The organism is Mesorhizobium oxytropidicola (assembly GCF_056174625.1).
In genome coordinates this window covers 1,654,519-1,680,197 of record NZ_CM149692.1, presented here as the reverse complement: position 1 = coordinate 1,680,197, position 25,679 = coordinate 1,654,519, and the positions used below count along the sequence as shown (strand labels likewise).

General features: G+C 63.1%; 20 protein-coding genes and 1 pseudogene. 11 read left to right on the top strand and 10 right to left on the bottom strand.

Annotation, left to right across the window (positions count from 1 at the left end; genetic code table 11):
• The first annotated feature begins 78 nt into the window (after positions 1-78).
• On the top strand, positions 79-1,437 hold the full coding sequence (locus tag AC0V8S_RS08435) for an efflux RND transporter periplasmic adaptor subunit (RefSeq protein ID WP_183463671.1): 1,359 nt from the start codon (positions 79-81) through the stop codon (positions 1,435-1,437).
• Complete coding sequence (locus AC0V8S_RS08430) at positions 1,434-4,517, top strand: efflux RND transporter permease subunit (protein ID WP_475437408.1); 3,084 nt, start codon at positions 1,434-1,436, stop codon at positions 4,515-4,517. The genes AC0V8S_RS08435 and AC0V8S_RS08430 overlap by 4 nt, the downstream gene beginning before the upstream one ends.
• A 193-nt stretch (positions 4,518-4,710) precedes the next feature.
• Here AC0V8S_RS08430 and AC0V8S_RS08425 read toward each other — a convergent pair whose 3' ends face one another.
• The gene (locus AC0V8S_RS08425) at positions 4,711-5,166 is read right to left on the bottom strand and encodes a L,D-transpeptidase (protein WP_183463675.1); all 456 of its coding nucleotides are present in this window, start codon (positions 5,164-5,166) and stop codon (positions 4,711-4,713) included.
• Between the two features lie 274 nt (positions 5,167-5,440).
• Entirely contained in the window at positions 5,441-5,695 is a 255-nt protein-coding gene (locus AC0V8S_RS08420; protein ID WP_475437407.1) for a hypothetical protein, read from the bottom strand.
• Between the two features lie 184 nt (positions 5,696-5,879).
• Here AC0V8S_RS08420 and AC0V8S_RS08415 point away from each other — a divergent pair, with 184 nt between their 5' ends.
• The gene (locus tag AC0V8S_RS08415; RefSeq protein ID WP_183463679.1) at positions 5,880-6,050 is read left to right on the top strand and encodes a hypothetical protein; all 171 of its coding nucleotides are present in this window, start codon (positions 5,880-5,882) and stop codon (positions 6,048-6,050) included.
• Between the two features lie 67 nt (positions 6,051-6,117).
• Here AC0V8S_RS08415 and AC0V8S_RS08410 read toward each other — a convergent pair whose 3' ends face one another.
• Positions 6,118-6,819: a winged helix-turn-helix domain-containing protein gene (locus tag AC0V8S_RS08410; protein WP_475437406.1), complete on the bottom strand. Its 702-nt coding sequence runs from the start codon at positions 6,817-6,819 to the stop codon at positions 6,118-6,120.
• 45 nt (positions 6,820-6,864) lie between these two features.
• Here AC0V8S_RS08410 and AC0V8S_RS08405 point away from each other — a divergent pair.
• Together AC0V8S_RS08405 and AC0V8S_RS08400 are read left to right on the top strand one after the other, a co-directional pair.
• Positions 6,865-7,639, top strand: a pseudogene (locus AC0V8S_RS08405) (response regulator).
• Positions 7,640-7,747: 108 nt separating this feature from the next.
• Positions 7,748-9,835: a PAS domain S-box protein gene (locus AC0V8S_RS08400; RefSeq protein ID WP_475438590.1), complete on the top strand. Its 2,088-nt coding sequence runs from the start codon at positions 7,748-7,750 to the stop codon at positions 9,833-9,835.
• A gap of 119 nt (positions 9,836-9,954) precedes the next feature.
• Here AC0V8S_RS08400 and AC0V8S_RS08395 read toward each other — a convergent pair whose 3' ends face one another.
• Positions 9,955-10,365, bottom strand: a complete 411-nt coding sequence (locus AC0V8S_RS08395; RefSeq protein WP_183463683.1) for a hypothetical protein — start codon at positions 10,363-10,365, stop codon at positions 9,955-9,957.
• Between the two features lie 496 nt (positions 10,366-10,861).
• On the opposite strand from AC0V8S_RS08395, the gene AC0V8S_RS08390 reads away from it, so the two are divergent.
• Positions 10,862-12,064 carry an aromatic ring-hydroxylating oxygenase subunit alpha gene (locus tag AC0V8S_RS08390; protein WP_183463685.1) on the top strand — a complete coding sequence of 401 codons (1,203 nt, stop codon included), beginning with the start codon at positions 10,862-10,864 and terminating at the stop codon, positions 12,062-12,064.
• A gap of 314 nt (positions 12,065-12,378) precedes the next feature.
• On the opposite strand, the gene AC0V8S_RS08385 is transcribed toward AC0V8S_RS08390, so the two are convergent.
• Positions 12,379-13,797, bottom strand: a complete 1,419-nt coding sequence (locus AC0V8S_RS08385) for an aminotransferase (protein WP_183463686.1) — start codon at positions 13,795-13,797, stop codon at positions 12,379-12,381.
• Positions 13,798-14,052: 255 nt separating this feature from the next.
• On the opposite strand from AC0V8S_RS08385, the gene AC0V8S_RS08380 reads away from it, so the two are divergent.
• From AC0V8S_RS08380 to AC0V8S_RS08370, 3 genes are read left to right on the top strand one after another with little or no spacing between them, the layout of a single operon-like run.
• A complete protein-coding gene (locus AC0V8S_RS08380) occupies positions 14,053-14,970 on the top strand; it encodes an ABC transporter permease (RefSeq protein WP_095201332.1) in 918 nt (305 codons plus the stop codon).
• Entirely contained in the window at positions 14,967-15,788 is an 822-nt protein-coding gene (locus tag AC0V8S_RS08375; RefSeq protein ID WP_475437405.1) for an ABC transporter permease, read from the top strand. Before AC0V8S_RS08380 ends, AC0V8S_RS08375 begins: the two co-directional genes overlap by 4 nt.
• 37 nt (positions 15,789-15,825) lie before the next feature.
• Entirely contained in the window at positions 15,826-16,899 is a 1,074-nt protein-coding gene (locus AC0V8S_RS08370; RefSeq protein WP_115140700.1) for an ABC transporter ATP-binding protein, read from the top strand.
• Here the strand turns inward: AC0V8S_RS08370 and AC0V8S_RS08365 are convergent.
• The 5 genes from AC0V8S_RS08365 to AC0V8S_RS08345 form a co-directional block, all read right to left on the bottom strand.
• Positions 16,863-18,173 carry a flavin monoamine oxidase family protein gene (locus tag AC0V8S_RS08365; protein WP_475437404.1) on the bottom strand — a complete coding sequence of 437 codons (1,311 nt, stop codon included), beginning with the start codon at positions 18,171-18,173 and terminating at the stop codon, positions 16,863-16,865. The two genes, AC0V8S_RS08370 and AC0V8S_RS08365, sit on opposite strands and share 37 nt — an antisense overlap.
• Positions 18,170-19,246, bottom strand: coding sequence for an extracellular solute-binding protein (locus AC0V8S_RS08360; RefSeq protein ID WP_475437403.1), 1,077 nt, complete (start codon positions 19,244-19,246; stop codon positions 18,170-18,172). The genes AC0V8S_RS08365 and AC0V8S_RS08360 overlap by 4 nt, the downstream gene beginning before the upstream one ends.
• A gap of 362 nt (positions 19,247-19,608) precedes the next feature.
• The gene (locus AC0V8S_RS08355) at positions 19,609-20,691 is read right to left on the bottom strand and encodes an ABC transporter substrate-binding protein (protein WP_475437402.1); all 1,083 of its coding nucleotides are present in this window, start codon (positions 20,689-20,691) and stop codon (positions 19,609-19,611) included.
• A gap of 48 nt (positions 20,692-20,739) precedes the next feature.
• Entirely contained in the window at positions 20,740-21,426 is a 687-nt protein-coding gene (gene betI, locus AC0V8S_RS08350) for a transcriptional regulator BetI (protein WP_475437401.1), read from the bottom strand.
• Between the two features lie 6 nt (positions 21,427-21,432).
• Positions 21,433-22,227 (bottom strand): class I SAM-dependent methyltransferase, encoded by a 795-nt coding sequence (locus tag AC0V8S_RS08345; RefSeq protein WP_475437400.1) that lies wholly within the window; start codon positions 22,225-22,227, stop codon positions 21,433-21,435.
• Between the two features lie 280 nt (positions 22,228-22,507).
• Here AC0V8S_RS08345 and AC0V8S_RS08340 point away from each other — a divergent pair, with 280 nt between their 5' ends.
• On the top strand, positions 22,508-24,127 hold the full coding sequence (locus AC0V8S_RS08340) for a phytoene desaturase family protein (protein WP_475437399.1): 1,620 nt from the start codon (positions 22,508-22,510) through the stop codon (positions 24,125-24,127).
• The gene (locus tag AC0V8S_RS08335) at positions 24,114-25,679 is read left to right on the top strand and encodes a phytoene desaturase family protein (protein ID WP_475437398.1); all 1,566 of its coding nucleotides are present in this window, start codon (positions 24,114-24,116) and stop codon (positions 25,677-25,679) included. The genes AC0V8S_RS08340 and AC0V8S_RS08335 overlap by 14 nt, the downstream gene beginning before the upstream one ends.

Sequence of the window (25,679 nt, the reverse complement as noted above, 5' to 3'; positions counted from 1 at the left end):
TATTTGAAATCGGGACCCGCAGTCGATATGTGTCCCGATGTCCGAGCTTCGCGCCGGATTTCGACTGAGGGGACTTCCTTGTTCAAGCGCATACTCCGTATCTTTATCATTATTTTGGTCCTGGCCGTGCTCGTCATCGTGGTCGGCGGCATCGTCGGCTTCAACTTCCTGCGCGACAATGGCATCAAGCAGTATTTCGCCACGATGAAGCCGCCGGCGGCGACCGTGTCGACGACCATCGCCAAGCCGTCGAGCTGGACCCCTGGCGTCGAGGCGATCGGTACAGTGCGAGCCGTGCGCGGTGTCGACCTCACGGTCGAGACAGCCGGCATCGTCAAGGAAATCCCCTTCCATGCCAACGAGAAAGTGGCGGCCAACGCGGTGCTGCTGCAGCTCGACGATGCCGTCGAGCGCGCCGATCTCGACGCACAGAAGGCGCAGGCCGCGCTCGATCAGGTGTCACTGACCCGCGCCATCGAACTGACCAGGCGCGGTGTCGGCTCCGACTCGACACTGGACAGTGCGCGTGCGGCGGCGTCCGCTTCGGCATCCCAGGTCACCAGGCTGCAGGCCGTGCTCGATCAGAAGCAGCTGACGGCGCCTTTCGCCGGCACGGTTGGCATCCCGAAGATCGACCTCGGCCAGTATCTGTCGCCCGGCACCGCGGTGGTGACGCTGCAGGATCTCGACACGATGCGCGTCGACTTCTCGGTTCCCGAACAGCAGCTGCCGCTGCTCAAGATCGGTCAGACGGTTCGGCTGGGCCTCAGCGGCGCGGACATGCCATTTGCCGGCGCCATTCGCGGCATCGACCCCAAGATCGACCCGTCCAGCCGGCTGGTGAACATCAGGGCGGAAGTCGCCAATCCCGATGGCAAACTGACCCCTGGCCAGTTCGTGCAGGTGCGTGTCGAACTGCCCGAGGAGCAGAACGTGCTGTCGCTGCCGCAGACGGCGCTGACCACCAGCCTCTATGGTGACTATATCTTCGTGGTGCAGCCGGCCAAGCCCGCCGAGGCCGCCCCGGCCAAGCCAGAAGAAAAAGCAGCCGCCACGGCCACCGACAAACCGGCCGACGCCAAGCCGGCGGACGCGATGAAACCGGCGGCTGATGCCATGAAGCCGGCGGCTGATGCCACGAAACCGGCCGCCGATGCTGCAAAGCCAGCGGACAAGGCCGCTTCCGATGCCACCAAGCCGGCTGCCGACCCGGCCAAGCCGGCGACGGAAGGCGATAAGCCCGCGCTGGTGCTGTCGCAGGTCTTCGTCAAGCCCGGCCGCCGCAATCAAGGCATGGTCGAGATCGTCGAAGGGCTGAAGGCTGGCGAAGAGGTCGTCACCGCGGGTCAGAACCGCCTGTTCAACGGCATGTCCGTCAACGTCGACAACACCATCGATCCGACCAAATCGGCGAACAAGCAGGCCGACCAGCAATGAGCTTTTCCGATCTCTTCATTCGCCGGCCCGTCCTGTCGACGGTCCTTGCCTGCATGATCCTGCTCTTGGGTTTTCAGGGCATCTTCAACCTGTCGATCCGGCAATATCCGAAGGTTGACGAGACCGCGATCACCATCACGACGGCCTATCCGGGCGCCAGCGCCGACCTGATCCAGGGCTTCATTTCCGCCCCGATCGCGCGGGCCGTCGCCTCGACCGAGAACATCGACTACGTCACTTCGTCCAGCCGGCCGTCCTCCAGCACCGTGACGGTGCAGATGAAGCTCGGCTCCAACCCCGACGTGGCGCTGACCGAAGTGCTGTCCAAAGTCCAGGGCGTGCGCGGCACCTTGCCGGACGCCTCCAAGGATCCGGTTATCGTCAAGGGCACCGGCCAGCAGTTCGCGATGATGTACATCTCGATGCAGAATCCGAACATGACGAAGGAGCAGCTCACGGAGTATATCGAGCGCGTCATCAGGCCCCGCATGTCGACGGTCGAAGGTGTCGCCGACGTCCAGATCTTCGGTGCCCAGCAATACTCGATGCGCGTCTGGATCGACCCGATCAGGCTTGCCGCGCGCGGCGTGACGGCGGCGGAAGTGCTGGCGGCAATCAACAATTCCAACTTCCTGTCGGCGCCCGGCAACACCCAGAACGAATATGTCGTCTCGTCGATCACCGTGCGCTCGACGCTGCAGACACCGGAAGCCTTCGCCGAACTGCCTTTGCGCTCGACCGACGGCAATGTGGTGCGGCTGCGCGACGTGGCCCGCGTCGAACTCGGCGCGGAGAACACCGACACCAGGGTCTCCTTCAACGGCAAGCCCGGCACCTTCCTCGCTATCTTCCCGACCCCGGCGGCCAACCCGCTGACCACCGCGGCAGCGCTCACCAAGCTCGTGCCGCAGATTCAGGAAACGCTGCCGAAAGGCATGACGATCGAGGTCGTCTACGACGCGACCGGGCAGATCAGCGCCTCGATCGACGAGGTCTTCAAGACCATCGCCGAGGCTGTTGCCATCGTCGTCGTGGTCATCCTGTTGTTCCTTGGCTCGTTCCGCTCGGTGATGATGCCGATCGTCACCATCCCGCTGTCGCTGATAGGCGTCTGCTTCCTGTTGTTTGCGGTGGGCTATTCGATCAACCTTCTGTCGTTGCTGGCCATGGTGCTGGCGATCGGCCTTGTCGTCGATGACGCCATCGTGGTGGTGGAGAATATCCACCGCCACATGGAAGAAGACCACATGTCGCCGATGCAGGCAGCGTTCAGCGGCATGCGAGAAATCGCTTCTGCCATTGTCGCCATGACCATGACGCTGGCCGCCGTGTTCGCGCCGCTGGCCTTCACCGGCGGCCTGACTGGCGCGCTGTTCCGCGAATTCGCGGTCACGCTCGCCGGCTCGGTCGTGCTGTCGGGCGTCATCGCCGTCACCATCACCCCGATGATGTCGGCGCGCCTCCTGAAGGCCGGCACGCCCGGCCGTTTCCAGCGCATTGTCGATGGCATTTTCGCGCGGGTCGAGCATGTCTATGAGCGGGCCGTCACCGGCTCGCTGAACTACCGTCCTTTGACGCTGATCATCGTGCTCGCGCTGGTCGGCGTGACCGGCTTCATGTTCACCAAGACTTCGAGCGAGCTGGCGCCGGAAGAGGATCAGGGCTTCCTGCTCTCGATTGTGACCGCGCCGACCTATGCGACATCGGACTATACCGAAACCTATGTGAACCAGATGCTCGGCCTGGTGAGGGATATTCCCGAAACGCGGGCGCAGTTCTCGGCGGTCGCCTTCGGTGGCACGACAAACAGCGCCTTCGTCGGCTTTGCCTTCAAGGATTGGGCTGAGCGCAAGCGCAGTTCGAAGGAGCTGCAGGCCGACATTACGGCCCGCCTCGCCAAGGTGGCGGGTGTCCAGGCCTTCGTCTTCGCACCGCCGACGCTGCCGGGCTCCGGTGGCGGTCTGCCGATCGCTTTGGTGGTACGCTCGACCGGTGATTCCGCGGAAGTATATAAGGCGGCCGAGCAGATCAAGAACAAGGCGCAGGCCTCCGGTCGCTTCATCGTCGTGCAGAACTCGATGTCTTATGACTCGCCGCAGGTGACGGTGACCATCGATCGGGATCGCGCCGCCGCACTCAACCTGCCGATCGCCGATATCGGTCGCACGCTGACGCTGCTGGTCGGCGGCGCCGAAGTGGCGCAGTTCGACCGCGACTCCAACAGCTACGACATCATCCCGCAGGTGCCGCAGCAATTCCGCGACAACCCCGAACGGCTCGGCGAATATTTCGTGCGCAGCGTGACGGGCGAGATGGTGCCGCTGTCTGCCGTGGTGAAGATTTCGAACAATGCGTCGCCGGCCGCGATCGAACAGTTCAACCAGCTGAATTCGTCGACGATCTCCGCACTGCCGCTGCCCGGCGTCACCACGGGCGACGGTTTGAAAGTCCTCGAGGGTATCGCCAGGGAGAGCCTGCCCGACACCTTCTTCATCGACTACTCCGGCCAGTCCCGGCAGGAGAAGGAACAGGGCAACACCATCCTGATCGCTTTCGGAGCGGCCATCATCGTCATCTACCTGGTGCTGGCGGCGCAGTTTGAAAGCTTCCGCGACCCGCTGATCATCATGATGGCGGTGCCGCTGTCGATCTTCGGCGCGATCGTGCCGCTCAATCTGGGCCTCGGCACGCTCAACATCTACACGCAGGTCGGTCTGATCACGCTGATCGGCCTGATCACCAAGCACGGCATCCTGCTGGTCGAATTCGCCAACCAGCAGCGCGAAGCGCATGGCATGCGGCGGCGTGATGCCATCATCGCCTCGGCCAAGGTGCGCCTGCGGCCGATCCTGATGACGACGGCAGCTATGGCGCTTGGCGTCGTGCCGCTGATCACGTCGAGCGGCGCAGGTGCGGCGGCCCGCTATTCGATGGGCTTGGTCATCTTCACCGGCATCCTGGTCGGAACCATGTTCACGCTGTTCGTCGTGCCGATGTTCTACACCTTCATCGCCAGCAAGGACCTGCCGCATCTTGCGGAAAAGCCGGATCCGAAGCTGATGCCGGCATTGCCGGACTGATAGAGCAATTCCAGGAAAAGTGTGAAGCGGTTTTCCGTCCGGAATTGCGTCAAAACAAAGAGCTCTCGGAAGCCGAGAAAAAAGAGGCCGGGAAATTCCCGGCCTCTTTTTGGCTGCGCTCGATACCGCTGGACAATTTCCAGCGGGAGCCTTGAACAGGGCACGACAGTAAGCCGGCCCGCTCCTCAGCCTGCTACTTGACGATGACGATGCTGGTGTTGGCCGGCCCGAAGGTCTCGACCAGCTGGTAGAAATCGGCGGCATTGTCGGGATGCAGCCGCACGCAGCCATGCGAGGCCGGCTGGCCGAGCCGCTTGATCGCATAGGTGGCGTGCACCGCGTAGCCGCCGCTGAAGAACACCGAGTGCGGCATCGGCGCGTTGTCGTACTTCTTCGAATACCACATCTCATGCATGCGCGTCGGCTTGAACGAGCCCGTCGGCGTCACATGCGCCCGGTCGCCGGTGGAAACCTTCCAGGCGAAGGTCGGCCGGCCATCGACCGAGACTTCCATGACCTGCTGTGAAAGCGAGACCCGCGCCACGATCTTGTTGGCGGCATGGGCCGCGTTGGCGCCGAACAGAAGTGCTGTACCCGTCAGCGCAGCGGCGGTGATGTTGATGAGCTTGGCGGAAATGGTGGTGTGCATGATGTCCCCTCTCTCTGCCGGTCGGCCGGCTCCAATTCGATGACCGGCTTATCGCTGCGGCATGTTTCGGACAGATTTCGCGAAATGCTCGTTTATGTTTCGATTATGTTTCCTCTGGTTAACAAACCAAGCAGCCAGGGCGGCGGCGATCATCGCCCACAAACCGGAGAAAAGAAGCAGCACATAGGTATTCCCCACGAAATGAAAGTTCGAATTTCCTCTATATGAAAGATCCAGGGTCGATCTCGAAACCAATCGGCAACAAAGCGCAGCTTCAGGCGGCATGATCCGGATACGGGCCGGAACGAAAGTTGACGTAGCGAAAGCAGACGGCAACGACCATGGGAACGAAATCGAACACGCGGTCCTGGCTCTTCAGGATCAGCATCGCGGCGGTGGCCATCGGCGGCGTCGGCACAGTTGCCGGCGGTCCCGTGGCAAGGCTGGCGGCGATGACCTCGAGCGAGATCTCTACCCTGCACGTCGCCCTGTTTTCCGCCTCGGTCTGGATTGTTTCCAGCCTGCGCATCGCCCGGCTCAAGGCCCTCTGGCGGGTTGGCCTTCGGTTGCTGGCATTGCGCGGCCCCTCCGGCAACTTGCTGCCGAGAGGACCGAAGGCCCGCGCCGCTGCGGGGGGCTCCGTGGGCGGCGCGGGCACTTCGGGAGTTTCCTGAAGCGACCCGCTTCAAATTTGATTTCTGGGAGTTGGAACGATGAAAACGAAATTCGCGGCCTCGGTGCTTTCCGCACTGCTTTATGCGCAGGGCCTGCTGGGCTTTGCCGCCCTTGCCACCGTGCTCCTCAAGGACCGCGCCGCCCACGCAAACGAACTCGTCATGAGCAGCGACATGCCATCGGGTCCGTCGTTGCTGGTGGTACGCTGAACTGCAGGAGCATCGGTGAATGGAAAATCCGATGCTCAGCCAGAAAGATAACCCGAGCGCACTGCCGTCAGTCGGAGAATTGCTGCGGCGGATCGAACCGGTAGCCGGCGCCACGTATGGTGGTGATGGTCTCGGTGTCGAGCTTGCGACGCAGCCGCACGATGCGCGAATCGATCGAGCGATCGAAGGCGTCGGCATTTTCGGCCGGTGCGGCGGCGATGATGTCGTCACGCGTCAGCACCTTGCGGGGGCTCGCCAGGAACAGCCTGAGCAGCGCCACCTGACCGGGCGAAAGCTGTTCCTCCGTACCGGAGCGGTGCATGACGATGGCCGATCTCAGATCGACGGTCGCGTTCTCCAGCACGATCAGTTCCTGGGTGCCCCTGCCGCGCCGCGAAAGCAGGCCGCCAACGCGGGCGGCGAGTTCCCTGACATTGAGCGGGCTTTCGACGACGTCGGCCGCCCCCAGTTCCAGCGCCAGCACCTTGTCGAGGAGATCGGCCGGCCGGCAGATCAGGATGAAATCGGGCCCAGCCTCGCCGCCCTCGCCTTGGCCGCCATAGCGCCTGAGCAGATCCCGCCCCTCCGCCTGGCTGAGACTGTCGCCGACGACGACGACGTCGATGCCTTTGCCAGCCAGCAGCGATTCCGCCTCCCAGGGCTGCCGCGCCTGGCGCACGTCATGGCCGCGCCGCTCGAGATGGTCAGCCAGTTCGGTCGCCACCACGTCGGCGACGGAAACAAGCGCGATGACGGCTCGTGCTGCCATGTTTTCCAACCATTCCCTTGCAACCGGATATGAGTGCTGGACATGATGTTTATACCCAATCTACTTTCCACTGAAAGTGGCAGCGAGGGCATCGTGCGGGCAAGAATTGTTATCGTCGAGGACGAGCCCGACCTGAGGGACGCGGTAGCCGAATATCTCGGCGCCGCCGGCTATGATGTGGCGACCGCGGAAAACCGCGGCCGCCGCGCGCAGCCTGATCGAGACCAAAGCCTTCCATCTGGCCATTCTCGACATCGCCATGCCGGGCGAGGACGGGCTGTCGCTCGGCCGGTGGCTGCGCTCGAAAATGCCGATCGGCATCATCTACGCGACCGCCGCCGGTACCGCGCTCGACCGCATCGTCGGGCTGGAACTCGGCGCCGACGACTATATCGTCAAGCCATACGAACTGCGCGAAGTGCTGGCGAGGGTCCGCAGCGTGTTGCGCCGCGTTCCGCAGCCGACTGAGTTGCTCGACAGGAAAGCCAGGACGGACCGCCGTTCCGTCGCCTTCGGCCCGTTCCAGGCCGATCTTGACGGCAGGCTGGTCACCGGCGCCAACGGCGCGGTGATCGAAATGGCCAAGAGCGAGTTCGACGTGCTGGAGGTTTTCCTGACCCGCGCCAACCGGCTTTTGACGCGCGCCGCGATCTCGGAGGCGATCGGCTTCACCGAGGATCCGGAATCATCGCGCGCCGTCGACATCCGCATCATGCGCCTGAGAAAGAAGATCGAGGCGGACCCGGCCAACCCGAAATTCCTGCGCACGGTACGCGGCGAAGGCTATATCTTCTCGCTGCCGACCGGCGACAGCAACTGAGCACCAGACCCACAGGGTCTCAGGTTCGCAGCCGTTGTTCGCCGATCGGATTGGGCCGATCGGATTGGCCCTATCGAATTGGGCATGACTTTGGAACAACGGCTGAAAATGACGGGCGAAGCGACAAGCACCGATATGCAGGGTTTCAGGCAGGGCGCGGCGATGGCGGCCGTGCGCGTCGTTCGCCGGCTGCGCGAGGCCGGCGACTGGCAGCGCGAGATGGAGGGCATACTGGAGACGCTATGCCGGGCCATCGAATGCCAGCGCGGCATCCTGTTCCGTTTGCGCGAACTGCCAGGCCAGGGCTTTGCCCAGTCGGTCGCCGCCTATTGGATCGACCCCGACTTCGGTGGAGAGCTGGCGTCACCGACCGTCATCATGCAGTCGATCGTCAACTCCGATCCGCTGCTGGAGCGCGTGGCCGAGGACGAACGGCAAGGCAAGATCTTCGCCGGGCATACGCGCAATCTCGAAGGGTTCCTGAGAACCGATTTCGAAAAGCAGAACATCAAGTCGTTCCTGTCGGTGTCGGTCTTCGCGCACGGCCATCTGTGGGGCACGCTCGCCGTCAATGACTGCGTCGACGAGCGCGAGTGGACCGACGAGGAAGAGGCAACGCTGCACATCATCGCGCTCGCCATCGGCGACGCCATCGAACACTCGCCCTCCGACGCCCATGCCAGCGAAGTGATCCGCCGCACCATGCTGCAGGCCTCGCTCGACGCCATCATCGTCATCGACGAGGCCGGATCGATCATCGAATTCAATCCGGCCGCCGAAAAGATGTTCGGCTTCCAACGCAGCGACATCCTCGGCAAGGACCTGCTCGACACCGTTGTGCCGGAATACTACCGCAAGGGCTATTCCTCGGGCGCCGACTACATGTCGGGCCGCGGCGCGCCGATGGTCGGCCAGCGGCTGGAGACCGTGACGCAGAACGCCGCCGGCGAGGTGTTTCCTATCGAGCTGACGGCGACCGAGATGCGGGTCGCCGACCGCCGCTTGATCTTCGGCTCGATCCGCGACCTGCGCGACAGGCTGCGTGCCGAGGAAGAGATCAACCGGCAGCGCGAGAAGCTGCACCAGAACGAGAAGATGGCGGCGATGGGCTCGCTGCTTGCGGGTGTTTCGCACGAGCTCAACAACCCCTTGGCGGTGGTGGTCGCGCAATCGACGCTGCTGCATGAATTCGCCACCGATCCGCAGACCAAGGTGCGCGCCGAGAAGGTGCGTGCCGCCGCCGAGCGCTGCGGCCGCATCGTCAAGAGCTTCCTGTCGATGGTCCGGCTTCATCCGGCCGCGCAAGCCGAGACCGATCTAAACCAGGTGATCCGCGCCGCGCTCGAGGTGACTGCCTATGGCGCACGCTCGAGCGGCATCATCATCGACACCGATTTCGCGCCGGGTCCGCTGCTGGCCATGGCCGACGCCGACCACGTGACGCAAGTGGCGGCCAATTTCCTCATCAACAGCCAGCACGCACTGGCCGGCATTGCCGGCGACCGGTTGATCAAGGTGCGGACCTTCCTCAGCGATCGCGGCAATCCCGGCTTCTCGGTCGAGGACAACGGACCCGGCATTCCCGAAGCGATCCGCAACCGCATCTTCGAATCCTATTTCACCACCAAGCCGGTCGGTGTCGGTACCGGCATCGGCCTGTCGATCTCGAAATCAATCATCGAACGGCACAATGGCAATGTCTGGTTCGAGGAAGTGCAGCCCAGGGGCGCGCGTTTCGTTGTCCAGTTGCCGGCCATTTCGGCGGGGAACGCCGCTGCCGGCGAAACCCAGCCGCGCTCGAGCGGCCTGCGTCATGCCCTGATCATCGACGACGAGCCTGACGTTGCGGGCTCCTTGTCCGACATTCTTGAGTTGATGGGCATCAAGTCGCGGATCGCGCCGGTCTGGGAATCGGGCTCCGCCACCTTGAGCGGCCACATGCCGCCGGACATCGTTTTTTCGGACCTGCGCATGCCCGGCACATCAGGCATGGCCATCTACCGCGAACTGCTTGCCGAGAGGCCTGAGTTGGCACGGCGTTTCGTATTGGTTACCGGCGACCTGATCGGCGCCAAGGCCGAAATCGAGGCCTTGCCGGCGCAGCAGCGGCCGCAGATCCTGGAAAAACCGTTCAGCACGCTGGATGTGCGCAGCGTGCTTTCAACCATTGCCGAGCAAGCGGCATTGAAGGGATAAAAAGGGCTCCCGGCCGACATGCGGGCGGGAGCCGAAGGGAGCGCTGGAGGAGCGCTCGGGGAGGTCAGAGCAGGAGCCCGAAGAGGGAACCGGTTTTCGGGATCATGCTTCGACAAAAATCAGAAAATGTTAGGCGTGTTGGTCAGCGGCGCGGCATTGGCGATCATGCGGATCGCACGGGCCTTGTGCGTGCCGGACTGCTGGGCGATGGCGCGCAGGCAATCGACGCTCTCGGCACCCCAAGCCTGGCCCTTGCAAGCGAAGTCGAGCGCCGGCATCGGCAGGCGAGCGGTCTTGATTGTCGTCGGCGCCCCGTCAACGACGTTGGCCGGCGGGTTCAACGAAGCGAAGGCCGGCCCGACCGTCGGCGTAAACGCCATGCCGATGACGGCGCAAGCAGCCAGCGCCATGAACATGGCCATGGGGTGATCGCTGGCGCGTTGGCGTAGGGCCAGTTTCGGGCGGCGGTCAGCGCGCTCTGGAGCCTGAAGGCGGTGCTCGCTGCTGATGGTCTCGACTTTCGCATGCATTGTCTTCCCCTTCGCTGCGTTTCTTTTTGATGATGAAACGAACTTAATCGCACTTTGTAACAGCACAAAATTGGGGTGGAACTGGCAATGTAACCACATTGAAACGGAGCTATCGGGCAAAACCGGGCAGAATCGGTCACTCCGGCTCAAATTTCGCCGGGCAAGCGAATCTCGGGCCGACCCCGCCAGGCGGTCCCGGCTCAAACGTCTGCCGAACAGCCAATTTGATTGAGTGCCACGAACCCTTTTTTACCTCCAGCGAGGTGTCTTGTTCCTCAGCCCGCACGCTTCGTGAAATCGCGCTTGAATGGCGTTTCGGAACCAGGGCTAACACCCGGATTCTCTGCGATTTTCCTGGCCGGCAGCTGTATCGAATTCAGCCGTGGGCGATTCAAGGAACCTGCCTTGGAATCCTTCGCATTTTCACAAGCCATTGCATTTCAATGCAAAATATGATTTTATTGAATGATTATTCAACAAAAAGAAGAGACGTTTTATGAACCCGCACCTCCGTGACGTGGCGATCCCCAACGATTGGGACCGGCGGGGACTACCGGGCTGGAGTTACCATTCCGATGCCCTTCTCGAGCTCGAGAAGGAACATGTCTTCCGCAATCACTGGCAGATCGTCGGACATGTCAGCGACATCCCGAACGCCGGCGACTATCTGACCATGGACGTGGTCGGCGAGCGCGCTTTGATCGTTCGCGGCAAGGACGGCGTCGTGCGCGGCTTCAACAATATGTGCCGCCACCGCGGCAGCCGTGTCGTCGCCGACAGCCAGGGCAATTGCAAGAACGCGCTGGTATGCCCGTTCCATGGCTGGGTCTACAATCTGGACGGCACGCTGCGCGGCGCCGCGCGCCCGCGCTCCTTCCCTGATCTCGACAAGACCGAGTTCGGCCTGATGCAGCTCGACCTCGAAATCTGGATGGGTTTTATCTTCATCCGCTTCCGCAATGGCGGACCGCAGCCTTCCGTCGCTGAGCTGATGAAGCCGATCGAGCCCGAATTCGCGCATTACAAGGCCGCCGACATGGTGCCGTCCTGGGGCATCTGGAGCCAGAAGACCCCGGTCAACTGGAAGTCGGTGCGCGATGTCGACAATGAGGGCTATCACGTCGCCATGGCGCATCCTGCCCTGCAGGATCTCTATGGCGCGACCTATTTCGACGAGCCTTTCATCAACGGCGTGTCGCGGTCCTTCGCCACCTACAACCCGCATGCCGGCCGCCGCTGGAGCGTCAAGAACTACGTCAAGATCGCGCCCGAGCCGACGCATCTGCCAGACTATCTGAAGAAGGCCTGGGTCTATTACGGCATCTTCCCCAATGCGGTCATTTCGGTGATGCCGGAATCCGTGCAGTTCTATCAGGAGTTTCCGCTGTCGACGGGTGAAACCCTGCTGCGCGGCGCCATCTACCGCTACCGCGACGAAAGCCGCGAGCAGGCCGCCGCCCGATACCTTTCCTTCCGCATCGACCGCGACACCATGTCGGAAGATGTCCAACTGTCGGTGTGGTCGAACGAATCCATGCTCTCCGAAGCCTTCGAGGGTTTTTACCTCTCCGACCTCGAATACGGCGTGCGCACCCACCACGACCATCTGCGCAAGATGCTGCCGGTGCTCGGCCTGGAAACCGCGCCCGAGGAGAAGGATATGTGGAATTTGAACGACGCGCTCAGGTCAAGGGGGTAGCTTCCTTCTCCCCGTTTCACGGGGAGGTGAGGAGCGGTCCGCACAGCGGATGAAAAGCCAACTGCTTGGCTTTTCGAGCGACGAACGCCCGAAGGGCGGATGAGGGGCGGCGCCAGCGCCTCGCGATTGGCTTGCCCTCAAGCTCAGAAAGCTATCTTCGACTGAAATCTTGTAAGCCGGCGCTGCGACGGCCGGTGAGGTCATCGCCTCAGACGGATGAAGTCCTCGTGCACGGCCAACCGCCAATGTCAGCGCCGCTCCTCATCCGCCCGTTGGGCACCTTCTCCCCGTTCCACGGGGAGAAGGAAGAGTTGTCACCCCCGCCACACACCTTCTTTCCTGAGATCATCCATGGTCCGCGAAATGCCCTCGCGCAGAATCGCGACCATGTCGTCGATCTGTTCGCGGGTGATGATCAGCGGCGGCGACATCACGCACATGTTGATCAGCGGCCGCACCAAGAGCCCGAGTTCATGGCAATGGGCATCGATGCGTTTGCCGACATCCTTGTCGAGCTGCAGCGGGTCCTTGCTTTCGCGGTCGGCAACGCATTCGACGCAGCCCATCAGCCCGGCGCCGCGCACCTCGCCGACCAGCGGCAGTTCTTCCAGCGTCTTCAGCTGCGCCTGGAAATAGGGCGCGACCGCCCGCGTATGGGCAAGCACGCCTTCTTCCAGCAGGTCGAGGTTTTTCAGCGCCACGGCGCAGCCGACGGGATGGCTGGTGTAGGTCAGGCCATGGCCGAACATCGCGTCGGGATGGTTCGAGCGGCGCAGTTCCTGCAGCAGCCGCTCCGAGATGATGACGCCGCCGAGCGGGAAGTAGCCCGAGGTGACGCCCTTGGCGAAGGTGATCATGTCGGGATCGATGCCGAACACATCGCCCGAGGCGAAGACATGGCCAAGCCGGCCGAAGCCCGTCACCACCTCGTCGGAGACATAGAGGATGTCGTTGTCGCGGCAGATCTCGCGGATGCGCTTGAGGTAGCCGTCCGGCGGGATGACCACGCCGCCCGATGCCTGCACCGGCTCGCCAACGAAAACACCGATCTTGTCGGCGCCGACACGGGCGACCGTGTCGCGGAACTGGTCGACCAGGAAATCCGTGAAGGCGGCAAGGCTCATGCCGTGCGGACGGCGGAACGGATCGGGCGAGGACAGTTTGATCACCAGCTCGTCGGCGCCGTCCATCCAGTCACGGTCGCGCGGGCGGCCGTTGAGCGAGGCCGACAGATAGGTCGAGCCGTGATAGGCGCCGCCGCGCGACAGGATCAGCTTCTTCTCAGGCCGGCCGCGCACATTGTTGTAGAACTGCATGAAGCGCAGCGCCGTCTCGACGGCCGAAGAGCCGCCGGTGGTGTAGAAGACATGGCTGAGATCGCCCGGCGCATGGCCGGCGATGCGCATGGCAAGTTCCGCCGACGGCGCGTTCATCGTGTACCAGGGCGTGTTGTAGGACAGCGCCATCGCCTGGTCGTACATCACCCTGGCCAGTTCCTCGCGGCGGTGGCCGACATTGACGCACCACATGCCGGCAGGCCCGTCGATCAGCCGCTTGCCGGTATTGTCGGTGATGTAGATGCCATCGCCCTCGCCGATCAGCGCGCGTGCTTCGGTACCTACCGAACCGGCATAAGGCCAGGGCTGGATGAGATGGCGCTTGCCCAGTTCGACGGCGTCGTCATCCCCGGACGCCGCCATTTCGCTCGCCTTCAGATCTCTCACCGCAGCCATCATCGTCTCCACATCTCTATCAATTTTTTTCGAACTCCAAATTCAGCGTCAAAGCCCGGAAATAGTGGCTTTCTTCACCTGATGTTGAATGTTCGTTCAATCAATATCTCAGAAATAGCGCTTGATTTCAATCCACGGATGCGCGCATGATGAAAGAAAGCCGGCAAGGGGAACAATAGTCGGCGTCAGCACAATGGGATGCCGCATGGCGGAAAAGTCCAAGCCCGCAACCGAGATCACCCCCGGGGCCCTGCAATGACGGCGGCGGCGGAAGGGTCGCCCCCGTTGCGCATGACGCGGGCCAGACGAAATGCCCTTCTGCAATCAGAGCCCGTGCAGGGCTTTGCCCTGATCAGTCCGACCTTTCTCTATGCACTGATCCTGCTGGTCCTGCCGATCCTGGTGGTCATCGCCCACTCCTTCTGGACGCAGCACTATCTGACCATCGACCGCACCTTCACGCTGGAGAACTACCGCGTCGCGTTGACCGAGCCGATCTACCGCGATCTGTTGTGGCGCTCGCTCTATATCTCGCTGACGGTCAGCCTGTTCACCGTCATCCTCGCCTACCCGATCGCCTATTACATTTCCTTCCATGGCGGCCGTCACAAGAGCCTGTGGCTGTTCCTCATCACCATCCCGTTCTGGACCAGCTATCTCCTGCGCGTGATGTCGTGGAAGGTCATCCTCGGCTATAACGGCGTGCTCAATTCCGGCCTGATGGGGCTCGGGATCATCGACGAGCCGTCGACCGCCCTGCTCTACAATTCGAGCGCCGTCATCATCACCCTTACCCACGCCTGGGCGGCCTTCGCCATCCTGCCGATCTTCGTCTCGCTGGAAAAAGTCGACCGCACGCTGGTCGAAGCGGCCACCGATCTCGGCGATGGTCCCTTGCGTTCATTCCTGCGCGTGACCTTGCCGCTGTCGGCGCCGGGCGTCATCTCGGCGGCGCTGATCGTCATGATCCCGACCGTCGGCGACTACGTCACGCCGAAGCTGGTCGGCGGCAAGGACGGCGTCATGATCGCCAACGCCATCCAGGCACAGTTCGGCAAGGCGGCCAACTGGCCATTGGGGGCCGCCCTTTCCGTCACCACCATGCTGATCGTCACGCTGATGGCCGGCGCCACGGTGCTGATCATCCGCGCTCTGCAGAGGCTGGCACGATGAGGGCGCGGCGCTTCCTGTCGGGCGGCTGGCTGTCCGTCTATGCGTTCCTCTATATCGTCTTCCTTTATCTGCCTGTGATCTTCCTGCCGATCTTCTCGGTCAACGTCGCCCCGACACCGAAGTTTCCGCTCACCGGCTTCACCCTGCAATGGTATGCGGACCTGCCGCACACGCCGGCTCTGCTCGACGCCGCCTGGAACAGCCTGAAAGTCGGCGTCTGCGCCTCGGTTCTCGCCACGGTGCTCGGTATCCTCGCCGCCCGTTCGATCACCCGCTACCGCTATCCCGGCCGCCGCACCATCAACGGCCTCATCATGGCGCCGCTGGTGCTGCCCGAGGTGATCGTCGCCATCTCGATGCTGCTGGTGATGCTGCAACTGGGTCTCAGCCTGTCGCTGTTCACCGTCGTGCTCGGCCATGTCCTGATCTGCATTCCCTATTCGATGACGGTGCTGACCTCCGGCTTCGAGGGTTTTGATCGCAGCCTGGAGGAAGCCTCCGCCGATCTCGGCGAAAGCGCCTTCGGCACCTTCCGCCGTGTGACGCTGCCGATGGTGGCGCCAGCCATCATCTCCAGCCTGCTCGTCTGCTTCACCATCTCGCTGGACGAGTTCATCATCGCCTTCTTCCTGACCGGCACCGAAGCGACGCTGCCGATCTACATCTGGGGCCAGTTGCGCTTCGCCTCGAAACTGCCCGGTGTGCTGGCGCTGGGGACGCTTCTGCTCGTTGCCTCTTTCCTGTTGATGACCGTCGCCGAAATCCTGCGCCGCCGCGCGGCCAGACGCACCCAGAACGAGGGAGGCCTCTATGCCTGAACAGCCGCAGATCGAGCGCGCGCAATCCGATCGAGCCATGATCGAGATCCGCAACGTCACCCGCAGCTATGGATCGTTCAAGGCGCTGGACGACGCCTCCCTGACCATCAGGGAAGGCGAATTCTTCTCGCTGCTCGGCCCGTCCGGCTGCGGCAAGACCACGCTGCTGCGCATGATCGCCGGTTTCGACAATCCGACCAGCGGATCCATTGCCGTCGGCGGCCAGCCTATGGAAGGCATTCCGGCCAACCGCCGGCCGACCAACATGGTGTTCCAGAGCTATGCGATCTTCCCGCATCTCAATGTGGAGCAGAACGTCGCCTATGGGCTGAAGCGGCTGAAGCTGCAGGGCGGCGAGGAGAAGCGCCGGGTCGAGGAGGCGCTGGCGCAGGTCTCGCTGACCGGACTCGGCAAGCGGCTGGCGACAGAGCTGTCCGGCGGCCAGCGCCAGCGCGTGGCGCTTGCCCGAGCACTTGTCATGCGCCCCAAGGTGCTGCTGCTCGACGAACCGCTGTCGGCGCTCGACAAGAAATTGCGCGAACAAATGCAGGTCGAGCTGCGCCGCCTGCAGCAGGCCGTCGGCATCACCTTCGTACTGGTCACCCACGACCAGTATGAAGCGCTCGCCATGTCCGACCGCATTGCCGTGATGTTCGGCGGCAAGATCGCGCAGGTCGCCTCGCCCAAGGAGATCTACCAGCGCCCGGTCAACCGACAGGTCGCCGACTTCCTCGGCGGCATGAACTTCGTCAAGGCCGAGATCGTCGAGGAGAACGGCGCCTCGCTGGTCGTCGACACGCTCGGCTTCGGCCGTGTCAAAACCGACAAGCCGAAGGCTTTCGTGCGCAATGGCGGCGCCGCTACGCTCGGCATAAGGCCTGAGCGTCTGCGCGTGCTGTGGGACAATGCGACGGCAAAATTCGAGGTCGCCGGCAAGGTGGTCGAGCGCCACTATTTCGGCGAGATCACCCACCTGATCGTCGAGATACCGGGGCTGGAAAAACCGCTGTCGGTGACAGAGACCAACGATTTCGGCGCCGACGACATTCCGGTCGGCACCCCGATCCGCCTTGCCTACGATCCTGAAGCGCTGGTGGCGATGGGCGACTGAAGCTCGGCGATGATCCTGCGTGCCGCGATGCGCCCCGCGACGATCGCACCCTCGACGTAGCCCGGAAAGGATGGCGACAGTTCCGAAGCGGCGAAATGGACCGGCGGCGCACCCGCAAGAATCGTTCGCTCGGCATCCCTCGCAGTCGCGTCGACGATGAGGTCGCTGTAGGCGCCGCCGCTCCAGCGATCCTGTATCCAGTCGCGCGAACTGAAATCGATGGCGTCGCCGGCATCCGGACCGAGGGCTTCTTGCAATCGGCTGGTCACTTCGGCACGCAGCCCCGCCGCATCGAGTGCACGCCAGCGCAGCGCCAGCGGCCCGCCGATGAAGACGACGAGCGCGGCATGCTTCGCGTCCTTGCTGGCGTCGCAGGCAAACAGTCCCGGCAGGTCGCGCCACATCACCATGCCGCTCAACCCCTGCTGGCGCCAGAACGGCTTGGCGTAGCGAACCAGGGTCTTGATCACCGCGCCGCTTTCCCAGACCCCAAGCGCTCGCCCGAGCAACGGCGGCAAGGCAGGCGCGAAGTCGAGCTTCGCGGCCGTCGCCGGCGGCAGCGCGACCAGCACCTGGCGCGCTTCGATCACGCTATTGCCCGTGACGACACGAACGCCTTGCGGTCCATGCTCGACGCGCGTGACCGGTTCGCCAAGCCGCACTATGTCACCGAGATCGCCAGCCAGGTCCTCGGCCAGCGACTGCATGGTCTCGCGCAGAGAATACTGCAGCTCCGGCACCTCGTTGGTGATGCGCCGGTCATTGTCGATCAGGTACCACAGCGGCACCTTGTCCATCGGCAGGCACCACAGGCCTTCGATCATCGAGCGGAAAGCCGTCTTGGCATCGATGGGATCATGCTGCTGTTCCAGCCAGGCGGCGACGCTCATGCCTTCTATCGAAGGGTCGTCCGGCTCGATGCCGTTCATGCGCTCTCGAATCGCCATCGCGCCGTAATAGGTCTGCTTGGCGTCCCTGGCCGGCATCGGCGGATGGGTGATGAAATCACCCTCGACATAGGTTTCGACGAAGGTCTTGCCGCGCGCCTTCGCCAGCGCCATCACTTCCGGCATGTCCTGGCACAGGAACTGGCCGCCGCTGTCGATGCGCTCGCCAAGTCCGTTTCGCCTGGCTTCGACCCGTCCGCCGACGCGATCACGCGCCTCGAGCAGCAGAAAGCCGATGCCGGCCTGCTTCAACGCAAGCGCCGCCGACAGGCCGGTGAAGCCGGCACCGACGATGACGACGTCGGTTCTTTCCGGTTCGCTCGTCAATAGCCGGCCTTGATCTTCTCGAACTCGTCGACCATGCGCTTCTTCAGTTCCGGCGCGACCGGCTGCTGGAATAGCGTCTTGTCGAGGAACTTGTCGATGTCGTCAAAGCCGCGCTCGGCCAGTACCTTGTGGTCGATCGCGGCCATGCCGGCGCTGTTGCCATGACCGTAGCCGAACGTCGTGACCATGTACTTCGAAATATCGGGCGCATTGACCGCGCTCAGGAAATCATAGGCCTGGTCGAGCTTGCCCGGCGCGTCCTTCATCAACACGTAGCCGCACACCCAGGTCGACATGCCTTCCCTGGTATCGCGGTTCATGGCGACGGGAACACCTTGCCCGCTCATCGCGATCAGTGTCTGGCCCCAGCCCCAGGCAAGGTCGACCTCGTTGCCGGAAAACGCCTGATCGATATCGCTCGAGTCGGTCCAGTAGAGACGCACGTTCTTGTGCACCTGGCGCAGGAAATCCGACGCCTCCTTGAACTGCGCGTCGGTCATCTTGGTCCAGTCCTTCAGGCCGATGACCAGGCTCGCCAGCGCGTAGGCATCGTCGACATTGTCGCCGATGGTGACGCGCCCTTTGAATTTCGGATCGGCCAGGATCCGCAGCGACTTCGCCTCGTCAGCCGTCACATTGTCGGTGCGGTAGAGCAATGCCGTGTTGCCCCAGTCGAACGGCATGAACCAGGCCTTGCCGTCGGCGGTGGTGGTGAGGTTTTTCATCGCCATGATGCCGGGATTGAGGTCCTTCCAGCCGGCAATCCGGGAGGTGTCGAGCGGCTGCAGCAGGCCCGCGTCGCGCCATTTCGCCACACTTTGCGAACAGGGATGCGCGATGTCGGTCTTGAAGCCCGCCCGCATCTTCTCGAAAGCCTCGTCCTCGTCACCAAAGAAAGCGAAGGTCGGCTCGGCGCCGTGTTTGGCGGTGTAGGCGGGATGCAGCAGCGGATCCTCGTAACCGGACCAGTCGAACACCACGAGATCGCCACCGCCTTCCGCCCAGGCATAGGCCGCGCCGGCGCCGATGATACAAGCGGCGGCAAGGCTAAGGCGGCGTAGCACTGACTTCATGGCGCGAGACTCCCCCATCGCGAAGACATCGAGCGAGGTTAGGAGAAATCGCCGACTTTGGCGAGCCCGCCGCTTAACTGGCATGTCTCAATCGGAACCCAGCGGGCCGACCAAAAACTCGGTCTTCTCCTTGCACTGAGGGCAATGCACCCACCGCTCGTACCCGCCTTTACTATTGAGGGGTACATCGTACACGGCAAGGATCGCGGCCTCACAGAAAGGACAGGTCACGGGGTCGTTCCTCGATTTCTCGAACTCAGCGGCCACCGCGACCCACTTCCTAGTGCGCTCCTTGAATTGTTCCTGCAACGCACCACGCCTCCCATGCAACAGCCGGTGCCGGGTCAATGTCTCCAAAAGGATCAATACCCGGCTTTGATCTTTTCGAATTCGGCGATCATCTTCAGCTTGAGATCGGTCGGCAGCGGCGACTGGAACAGCGTCTTGTCGACGAATTTCTGCACGTCGTCATAGCCTTTTTCCCTGAGGATCGCCTGATCGACCCCGGCCATGCCCTTGGCATTGGCCTGGCCATAGCCCCAGTCCTTGACCAGCACCTTGGCGGTCTCCGGATCGTTGACGGCGTTCAGATAATCATAGGCCTTGTCGATGTTGCCGGGCGCGTCCTTGAACAGGACATAGCCGCAGACCCAGGTCGAGATGCCTTCATTGGTATCCTTTACGGATTTGATCGGCACGCCGGCGGCGACCGACTGCACCGTCGCATCGTTCCAGGCCCAGGCGAGGTCGACCTCGCCACCGCTCAACAGCTGGACGATGTCGGTGGTGTCGGTCCAGTAGGAGCGGACATTCTTGTGCACCTGGCGCAGGAAGTCGGATGCCTGCTTGAACTGGTCATCCGTCATCTTGGTCCAGTCCCTCAGCCCGATGGCGAGGCTCGCCAGCGCATAGGCATCGTCGACATTGTCGCCGATCGACACCCGGCCCTTGAACTTCGGATCGGCGAATGCCTTCAGCGACTGCACGTCCTTGGCGTCGATCTTGGAGGAGTTGTAGGTGAGCTGCGTGTTGCCCCAGTCCCACGGCATGAACCACGCCTTGCCGTCATCGGTCGTGGCGAGATTTTTCATCGCCATGATGCCTGGATTGAGGTCTTTCCAGCCCGTGATCTTCGAGGTATCGAGCGGCTGCAAGAGGCCTGCTTCGCGCCACTTCGTCACGCTCTGCGAGCAAGGATGACCGAGATCGGCCTTGAAGCCGGAGCGCACCTTCTCGAACGCCTCGTCCTCGTCACCGAAGAAGGCGAAGGTCGGCGAATCGCCGTTCTTCTCGACATATTTCGGGTGGAAGCTGGGGGCTTCATAGCCGGACCAGTCGAACACGATCAGGTCCTTGTCGGCGGCGACGGCGAACGCTGCCGCCGAAGCCGCAAGCGCGCCGCCCAGCGCCAATGTCAATGTCAGGCGTCGGCTAAGGTTCTTCATGCTGTTCCATCCTCTTTTGGTCTTGCCGGTCTTGGCGGCCGGCTGTTGCTAACCGTAATGCTTCGGGAAGGCAGCGGCCAAAAAAGCATTGGCCGCCTGCAAGGCTGTTTCGCGCGTTGTGTCCTCGGTGCCCATCATCAGCCGCAGCCACAGCCCCTCCAGCATGGCCGACAGCGCCAGCGCCATCACTTGCGGCTCATAAGCATACGAGCCGCTCTGCTTGAGCGTCGTGCAGAGATCGATGAAGACCTGCTGGTAATAATTATCGCGCGAACTGCTCAGCGCCTGATAGGTCGGCCGCGACTTGGCCTCGCCCCAAAAGGCCAGCCAGGCGGCGAGCTTGCGCTTGTTGCAGATCGAGCGGTCGAAGTCGGCCCACACCAGTTGCTGCAGCTGCCGCGCCGGATCGTCGCCTGCCTTCTGCAGGGCGGCGCGCCAATGCGCCGAATACTCGTCATACATATGCTGCAGCGTCGCGATGAGCAGCTTTTCCTTGCTCTCGAAATGGAAGTTGACGATGCCTCGCGAGAGGCCCGCGCCATCGGCGACATCGGCCATCGTCGTCTCGGCGTAGCCGCGCTTGGCCAGAGAATCGATCGTCGCCTCGATCAGCTGCAACTGACGGACTTCCTTCGAAGCCTTGCGGCCGCGCTTTTCGGCATCGCCCTTTTGCGCCGCTTCGGCGAGAATGTCCCTGGCCTCGGAAGTCTTCATGGGTGTGACGGTCTCCAGCATCGCCGGCTATCCAACCGGCCTCCAACCGCGCAGATGAGTGGGACGGTGCTCGCCACTGTCAAGCACCTTCTGCATTGCCTCCCAGGTCTTGATATTCTTGTCGACATAGGCCGCGCCGACCGCGGCCGCGGCTCGGGCGTAGAGCGGTCCCTTGAGTCGCACGAGCTCGCCGCGCGCGACCTCGCGATACCAGGGATTGCGGTCGCGCATGGTGATGTCGGCAAAGCCCGCCTTGCGCATCGCCTCTGCATAGCGCGCCGGCGAGGCCATGGCGAAGGACAGCCCTTCCGCCGCGATATAGGCCTTCATCTCGGGTGAGGGTTCGCCATCATGCCCAATCATCCAGTTGGAAGCGGCAAAGACGCCGCCCGGCTTCAGCACACGGAAGATTTCGGCGAACAGGCCGTCCTTGTCAGGCACATGCAGCAGCGCGTCCTTGGAAAAAACGGTATCGAAGGAGCGATCGGCGAAGGGCAGTGGTCCGGGTGGCGCCTGAACGAAGCTGGCGCGCTTGGCCAGACCACGCACTGCTGCTCGCCGTCTGGCCGCCTCGATCACCGGCTGCTCGACATCGAAGCCGGTGGCATGAGCGGCGCCATGACGCTCGATCAGGTGCAGGGTGATGCCACCGGAACCGCAGCCGATATCGAGGATCGTCTTGCCCTTGAGCGAAAGTCCGTCGACCACCCGATCGACCTCTTCCGGCCCGCCCGGCGACAGGTAACCATCGCCCCAGAGCGCCTCGAGGAAGCGGATGGCGGTGTCGTCATATTCCGGTTCGGCATCTGCCGCTTCGATCATCGGCCCTCGGTCCCCAATCGCCGAATTGCGCACTGTCGAATGTCGGCAAAGCGTAGCGCATGTCAGGGAAAACGCAACATCATTTGTTGAACATTCATTCAGAATGGCTGGACAGAATGGCCGTTACCATGCCAAATTCCGCGCAATCGGGAACAGATCACGCAAAAATGAACAACGGATCGCACAGAGCAATTCCACGAAAAGTGTGAGCGGTTTTCCCGGGAAAACCGCTCAGCGCTTTCCCTTGGGAATTGCGTAGAAACAAAGAGATTGAGCCACAATGAAAGCTTGGGACGCGATCATCATCGGCGGCGGACACAACGGCCTGGTCAATGCCTGCTACCTGCAGCGCGCCGGGCTCGACGTGCTGGTGGTGGAGAAGAACGAATGGGTCGGCGGCGCGGCCACCAGCCGCGAGCTGACACCGGGTTTTCTCTACTCCAACTGCTCCTATGTCTGCTCGCTGTTCCGCCCGGAAATCATGCGCGACCTCGAACTGCCGCGCTTCGGCCTGCAGGTCATTTCCTATGAAGGCGGCGCGGTATTCACGAGGGATGGCGACTATCTCGCCAACTACCGCGACCATGATGCGCACCGACGCGAATTCGCCCGCTTCTCCAGGCGCGATGCCGAGGCCTATGACCGCTACGCCCGCGACGTCACGCGGCAGTGCCGCTTCATCCAGCCGCTGCTGATGCGCACCGCGCCCGACCCGACCAGCCTCAAGCCGCGCGACCTCGGCGAGCTGCTCTATCTCGGCAAGAAATTCGCTGGCCTGTCGGCGGAAGAAATGGCGCTGACGCTGCGCTTCTGGACCATGTCGATCTCGGAGTTCCTCGACGAGTATTTCGAGACCGATGTCATCAAGGCGAACTTCGCTCTGTCCGGCATCATCGGCACCGCGCTCGGGCCGATGTCGCCCGGCACGGCCTACGTGCTCTTGCACCACTATATGGGCGAGGTCGACGGCTCGGTCGGCGCCTGGGGCTATGCGCGCGGCGGCATGGGCGCGGTCACCAAGGCGCTGGCCGCGTCGTTCAAGGCCTCGGGCGGCACCATCCGCACCGGCGCCGAGGTCGACCATGTGCTGGTTGCCAGAGGCAAGGCGAAGGGCGTTGTGCTGGCCGGCGGTGAGGAGATTTATGGCAAGCTCGTCGTCTCCAACGCCGACGTGAAGCGTACCTTTCTGAAGCTGGTCGAGGAAAAGGAACTGCCCGACATCTTTCTGCGTCGGGTCAAGAACTTCAAGATCCGCGGCTCCTCCGGCAAGGTCAACATCGCGCTCGATTCGCTGCCGGAATTTCCGGCGCTGCCGAAGGATTCGCCGGTCTATCGCGGCGACATGCATTTCACCGATTCAATGGAGCGCATGGAACGCGCCTATGACGACTGGAAGGCCGGGCGCTGGTCGGCCGACCCGTTCCTCGACATGGTCATCCCGACGACGCTCGACCCGACGATGGCGCCGCCGGGCAAGCACTTCATGAGCTGCTTCGTGCAATACGCGCCGCCCAAGGTGAACGGCCGCGAATGGACAGATGCCGACCGCGACGGTTTCGCCGAGAGCGTGATTGCGCAGATATCTGAGTACTCACCCGGCTTCCGCGACCGCATCGTCCACATGGAGGTGCGCACGCCGCGCGAGATCGAAGCCGAGGTCGGCCTCACCGAAGGCAACATCTTTCAGGGCGAATTGACCTTCGACCAGCTTCTGTTCAACCGCCCGGTGCCGGGCTACGCACAATACCGCTCGCCGGTTGGCGGGCTCTATATGTGCGGCTCCTCGACCCACCCCGGCGGCGGCGTCATGGGCGCGCCCGGCCGCAATGCCGCCGCCGAAATCCTGCGCGATCTCGCCAAATCCACCTCGCATATGAGCCCGGCCCATGACGTCATTTGATGCAATCGTCATCGGCGGCGGCCACAACGGCCTCGTCGCTGCCGCCACACTGGGCAAGGCCGGCCGCAAGGTTCTGGTGTTGGAGGCGGGAGCCGAAGTGGGCGGTGCCGCGCGCACCGAGGAGTTCGCCCCGGGTTTTCGCGCCTCTTCGATCGCCCATCTGCTGAACCGTCTGCATCCCGATGTGGTGAAGACGCTGGAACTGGAGAAGCATGGGCTAAAAGTCGCCCGCGCTGACTTCCTGCCGTCGGTGGCGCTATCGAAGGACGGCCCGGCGCTAATGCTGCATGGCGCCTATGGCGAGGTGCTGACCGGCGCCAGCGCGTCCGAGCAATCCGCCTGGAAGGAACTGCGTGCGCAATTGCTGCGCTATGCCGGCATCCTGAAACCCTTCCTCTCCCGTCGCGCGCCCGATCTCGCCGGCATGTCGTTGCTGGAGACCGCAGCCCTCGGCCAGACCGCGCTGGCGCTGAAGAAACTCGGCAAGGAGGATATGCGCGACTTCCTGCGCGTGCTCTTGATGAACGTCGCCGACCTGCTCGATGAGCAGCTCAGGGATGACAGGCTGAAAGGCCTGCTCGCCTTCGACGCGACGCTTGGCAGCCATCTCGGTCCGCGCTCGCCGACCTCGCTGCTTGGTCTTTACTATCGCCTGGCTGGCGAGACCGGCGGCGCGGCCGGCGCGCAAATGCTGCCGAAGGGCGGTATGGGTGCGGTCGTCGCCGCCATCCGCGCCTCGGCGGAGAAGGCCGGCGTCACCATCCGCACATCGGTTGCCGCAGCAAAAATCATCGTCGAGAAAGGCCGCGCCGTCGGCGTCGCGCTCGACACTGGCGAGGAACTGCGCGCCAGGACCATTGTCTCGGCCATCAATCCGGCGACCACTTTCCTCGACCTTGTCCGGCCGCGCGAGATCGACACCGGCTTCGTGCGCAAGGTGAAAAACATCCGCATGAAGGGCGATGCCGCCAAGCTGCATCTCGCACTCGACCGGCCGCCACAGTTCACCGGTGCCGATGCCGCCGCTCACAAGGGCCGGCTGGTCATCGCGCCCTCGCCCGATCACGTCGAGCGCGCTTTCAACCCATGCAAGTATGGCGAGTTCTCGCCCGAGCCGGTGATGGAAATCACCTTGCCCAGCCTCGCCGATCCATCGCTGGCGCCTGATGGCGCCTGTGTGCTCTCGGCGGTGGTGCAATACGCGCCCTACGCCTTGAAGGAAGGCTGGGATGCCGGCAAGTCGAAATTCCTTAGGGCAGTCATGGCGCAGCTCGAGGCTCATGCGCCTAGCATCGGCAAGAGCGTCCTCCATGCCGAGCTGCTGACACCGGCCGATATCGAGGCGCGCTATCGCATGCCCGGCGGCCATTGGCACCACGGCGAATTGCAGGCCGACCAGATGCTGATCTCGCGTCCCGTCTCCGGCTGGTCCGGCTACGACACGCCGCTGGAAGGGCTGTTCCTGGCCGGCGCCGGCTCGCATCCGGGTGGCGGCGTCTCCGGTGCACCAGGGCTCAATGCCGCACGAAGCATCATCGCGATGAAGGGGTAG

Excerpts from the sequence above, each read along its gene's own strand:
- AC0V8S_RS08335 (WP_475437398.1), top strand. The coding sequence starts at position 24,114 with ATGACGTCATTTGATGCAATCGTCATCGGCGGCGGCCACAACGGCCTC.
- AC0V8S_RS08370 (WP_115140700.1), top strand. The coding sequence starts at position 15,826 with ATGATCGAGATCCGCAACGTCACCCGCAGCTATGGATCGTTCAAGGCG.
- AC0V8S_RS08390 (WP_183463685.1), top strand. The coding sequence starts at position 10,862 with ATGAACCCGCACCTCCGTGACGTGGCGATCCCCAACGATTGGGACCGG.
- AC0V8S_RS08360 (WP_475437403.1), bottom strand. The coding sequence starts at position 19,246 with ATGAAGTCAGTGCTACGCCGCCTTAGCCTTGCCGCCGCTTGTATCATC.
- AC0V8S_RS08400 (WP_475438590.1), top strand. The coding sequence starts at position 7,748 with ATGACGGGCGAAGCGACAAGCACCGATATGCAGGGTTTCAGGCAGGGC.
- AC0V8S_RS08380 (WP_095201332.1), top strand. The coding sequence starts at position 14,053 with ATGACGGCGGCGGCGGAAGGGTCGCCCCCGTTGCGCATGACGCGGGCC.
- AC0V8S_RS08425 (WP_183463675.1), bottom strand. The coding sequence starts at position 5,166 with ATGCACACCACCATTTCCGCCAAGCTCATCAACATCACCGCCGCTGCG.
- AC0V8S_RS08420 (WP_475437407.1), bottom strand. The coding sequence starts at position 5,695 with ATGCGCAGGCTGGAAACAATCCAGACCGAGGCGGAAAACAGGGCGACG.
- AC0V8S_RS08355 (WP_475437402.1), bottom strand. The coding sequence starts at position 20,691 with ATGAAGAACCTTAGCCGACGCCTGACATTGACATTGGCGCTGGGCGGC.
- AC0V8S_RS08340 (WP_475437399.1), top strand. The coding sequence starts at position 22,508 with ATGAAAGCTTGGGACGCGATCATCATCGGCGGCGGACACAACGGCCTG.
- AC0V8S_RS08375 (WP_475437405.1), top strand. The coding sequence starts at position 14,967 with ATGAGGGCGCGGCGCTTCCTGTCGGGCGGCTGGCTGTCCGTCTATGCG.
- AC0V8S_RS08395 (WP_183463683.1), bottom strand. The coding sequence starts at position 10,365 with ATGCATGCGAAAGTCGAGACCATCAGCAGCGAGCACCGCCTTCAGGCT.
- AC0V8S_RS08345 (WP_475437400.1), bottom strand. The coding sequence starts at position 22,227 with ATGATCGAAGCGGCAGATGCCGAACCGGAATATGACGACACCGCCATC.
- AC0V8S_RS08430 (WP_475437408.1), top strand. The coding sequence starts at position 1,434 with ATGAGCTTTTCCGATCTCTTCATTCGCCGGCCCGTCCTGTCGACGGTC.
- AC0V8S_RS08415 (WP_183463679.1), top strand. The coding sequence starts at position 5,880 with ATGAAAACGAAATTCGCGGCCTCGGTGCTTTCCGCACTGCTTTATGCG.
- AC0V8S_RS08385 (WP_183463686.1), bottom strand. The coding sequence starts at position 13,797 with ATGGCTGCGGTGAGAGATCTGAAGGCGAGCGAAATGGCGGCGTCCGGG.
- AC0V8S_RS08410 (WP_475437406.1), bottom strand. The coding sequence starts at position 6,819 with ATGGCAGCACGAGCCGTCATCGCGCTTGTTTCCGTCGCCGACGTGGTG.
- betI (WP_475437401.1), bottom strand. The coding sequence starts at position 21,426 with ATGCTGGAGACCGTCACACCCATGAAGACTTCCGAGGCCAGGGACATT.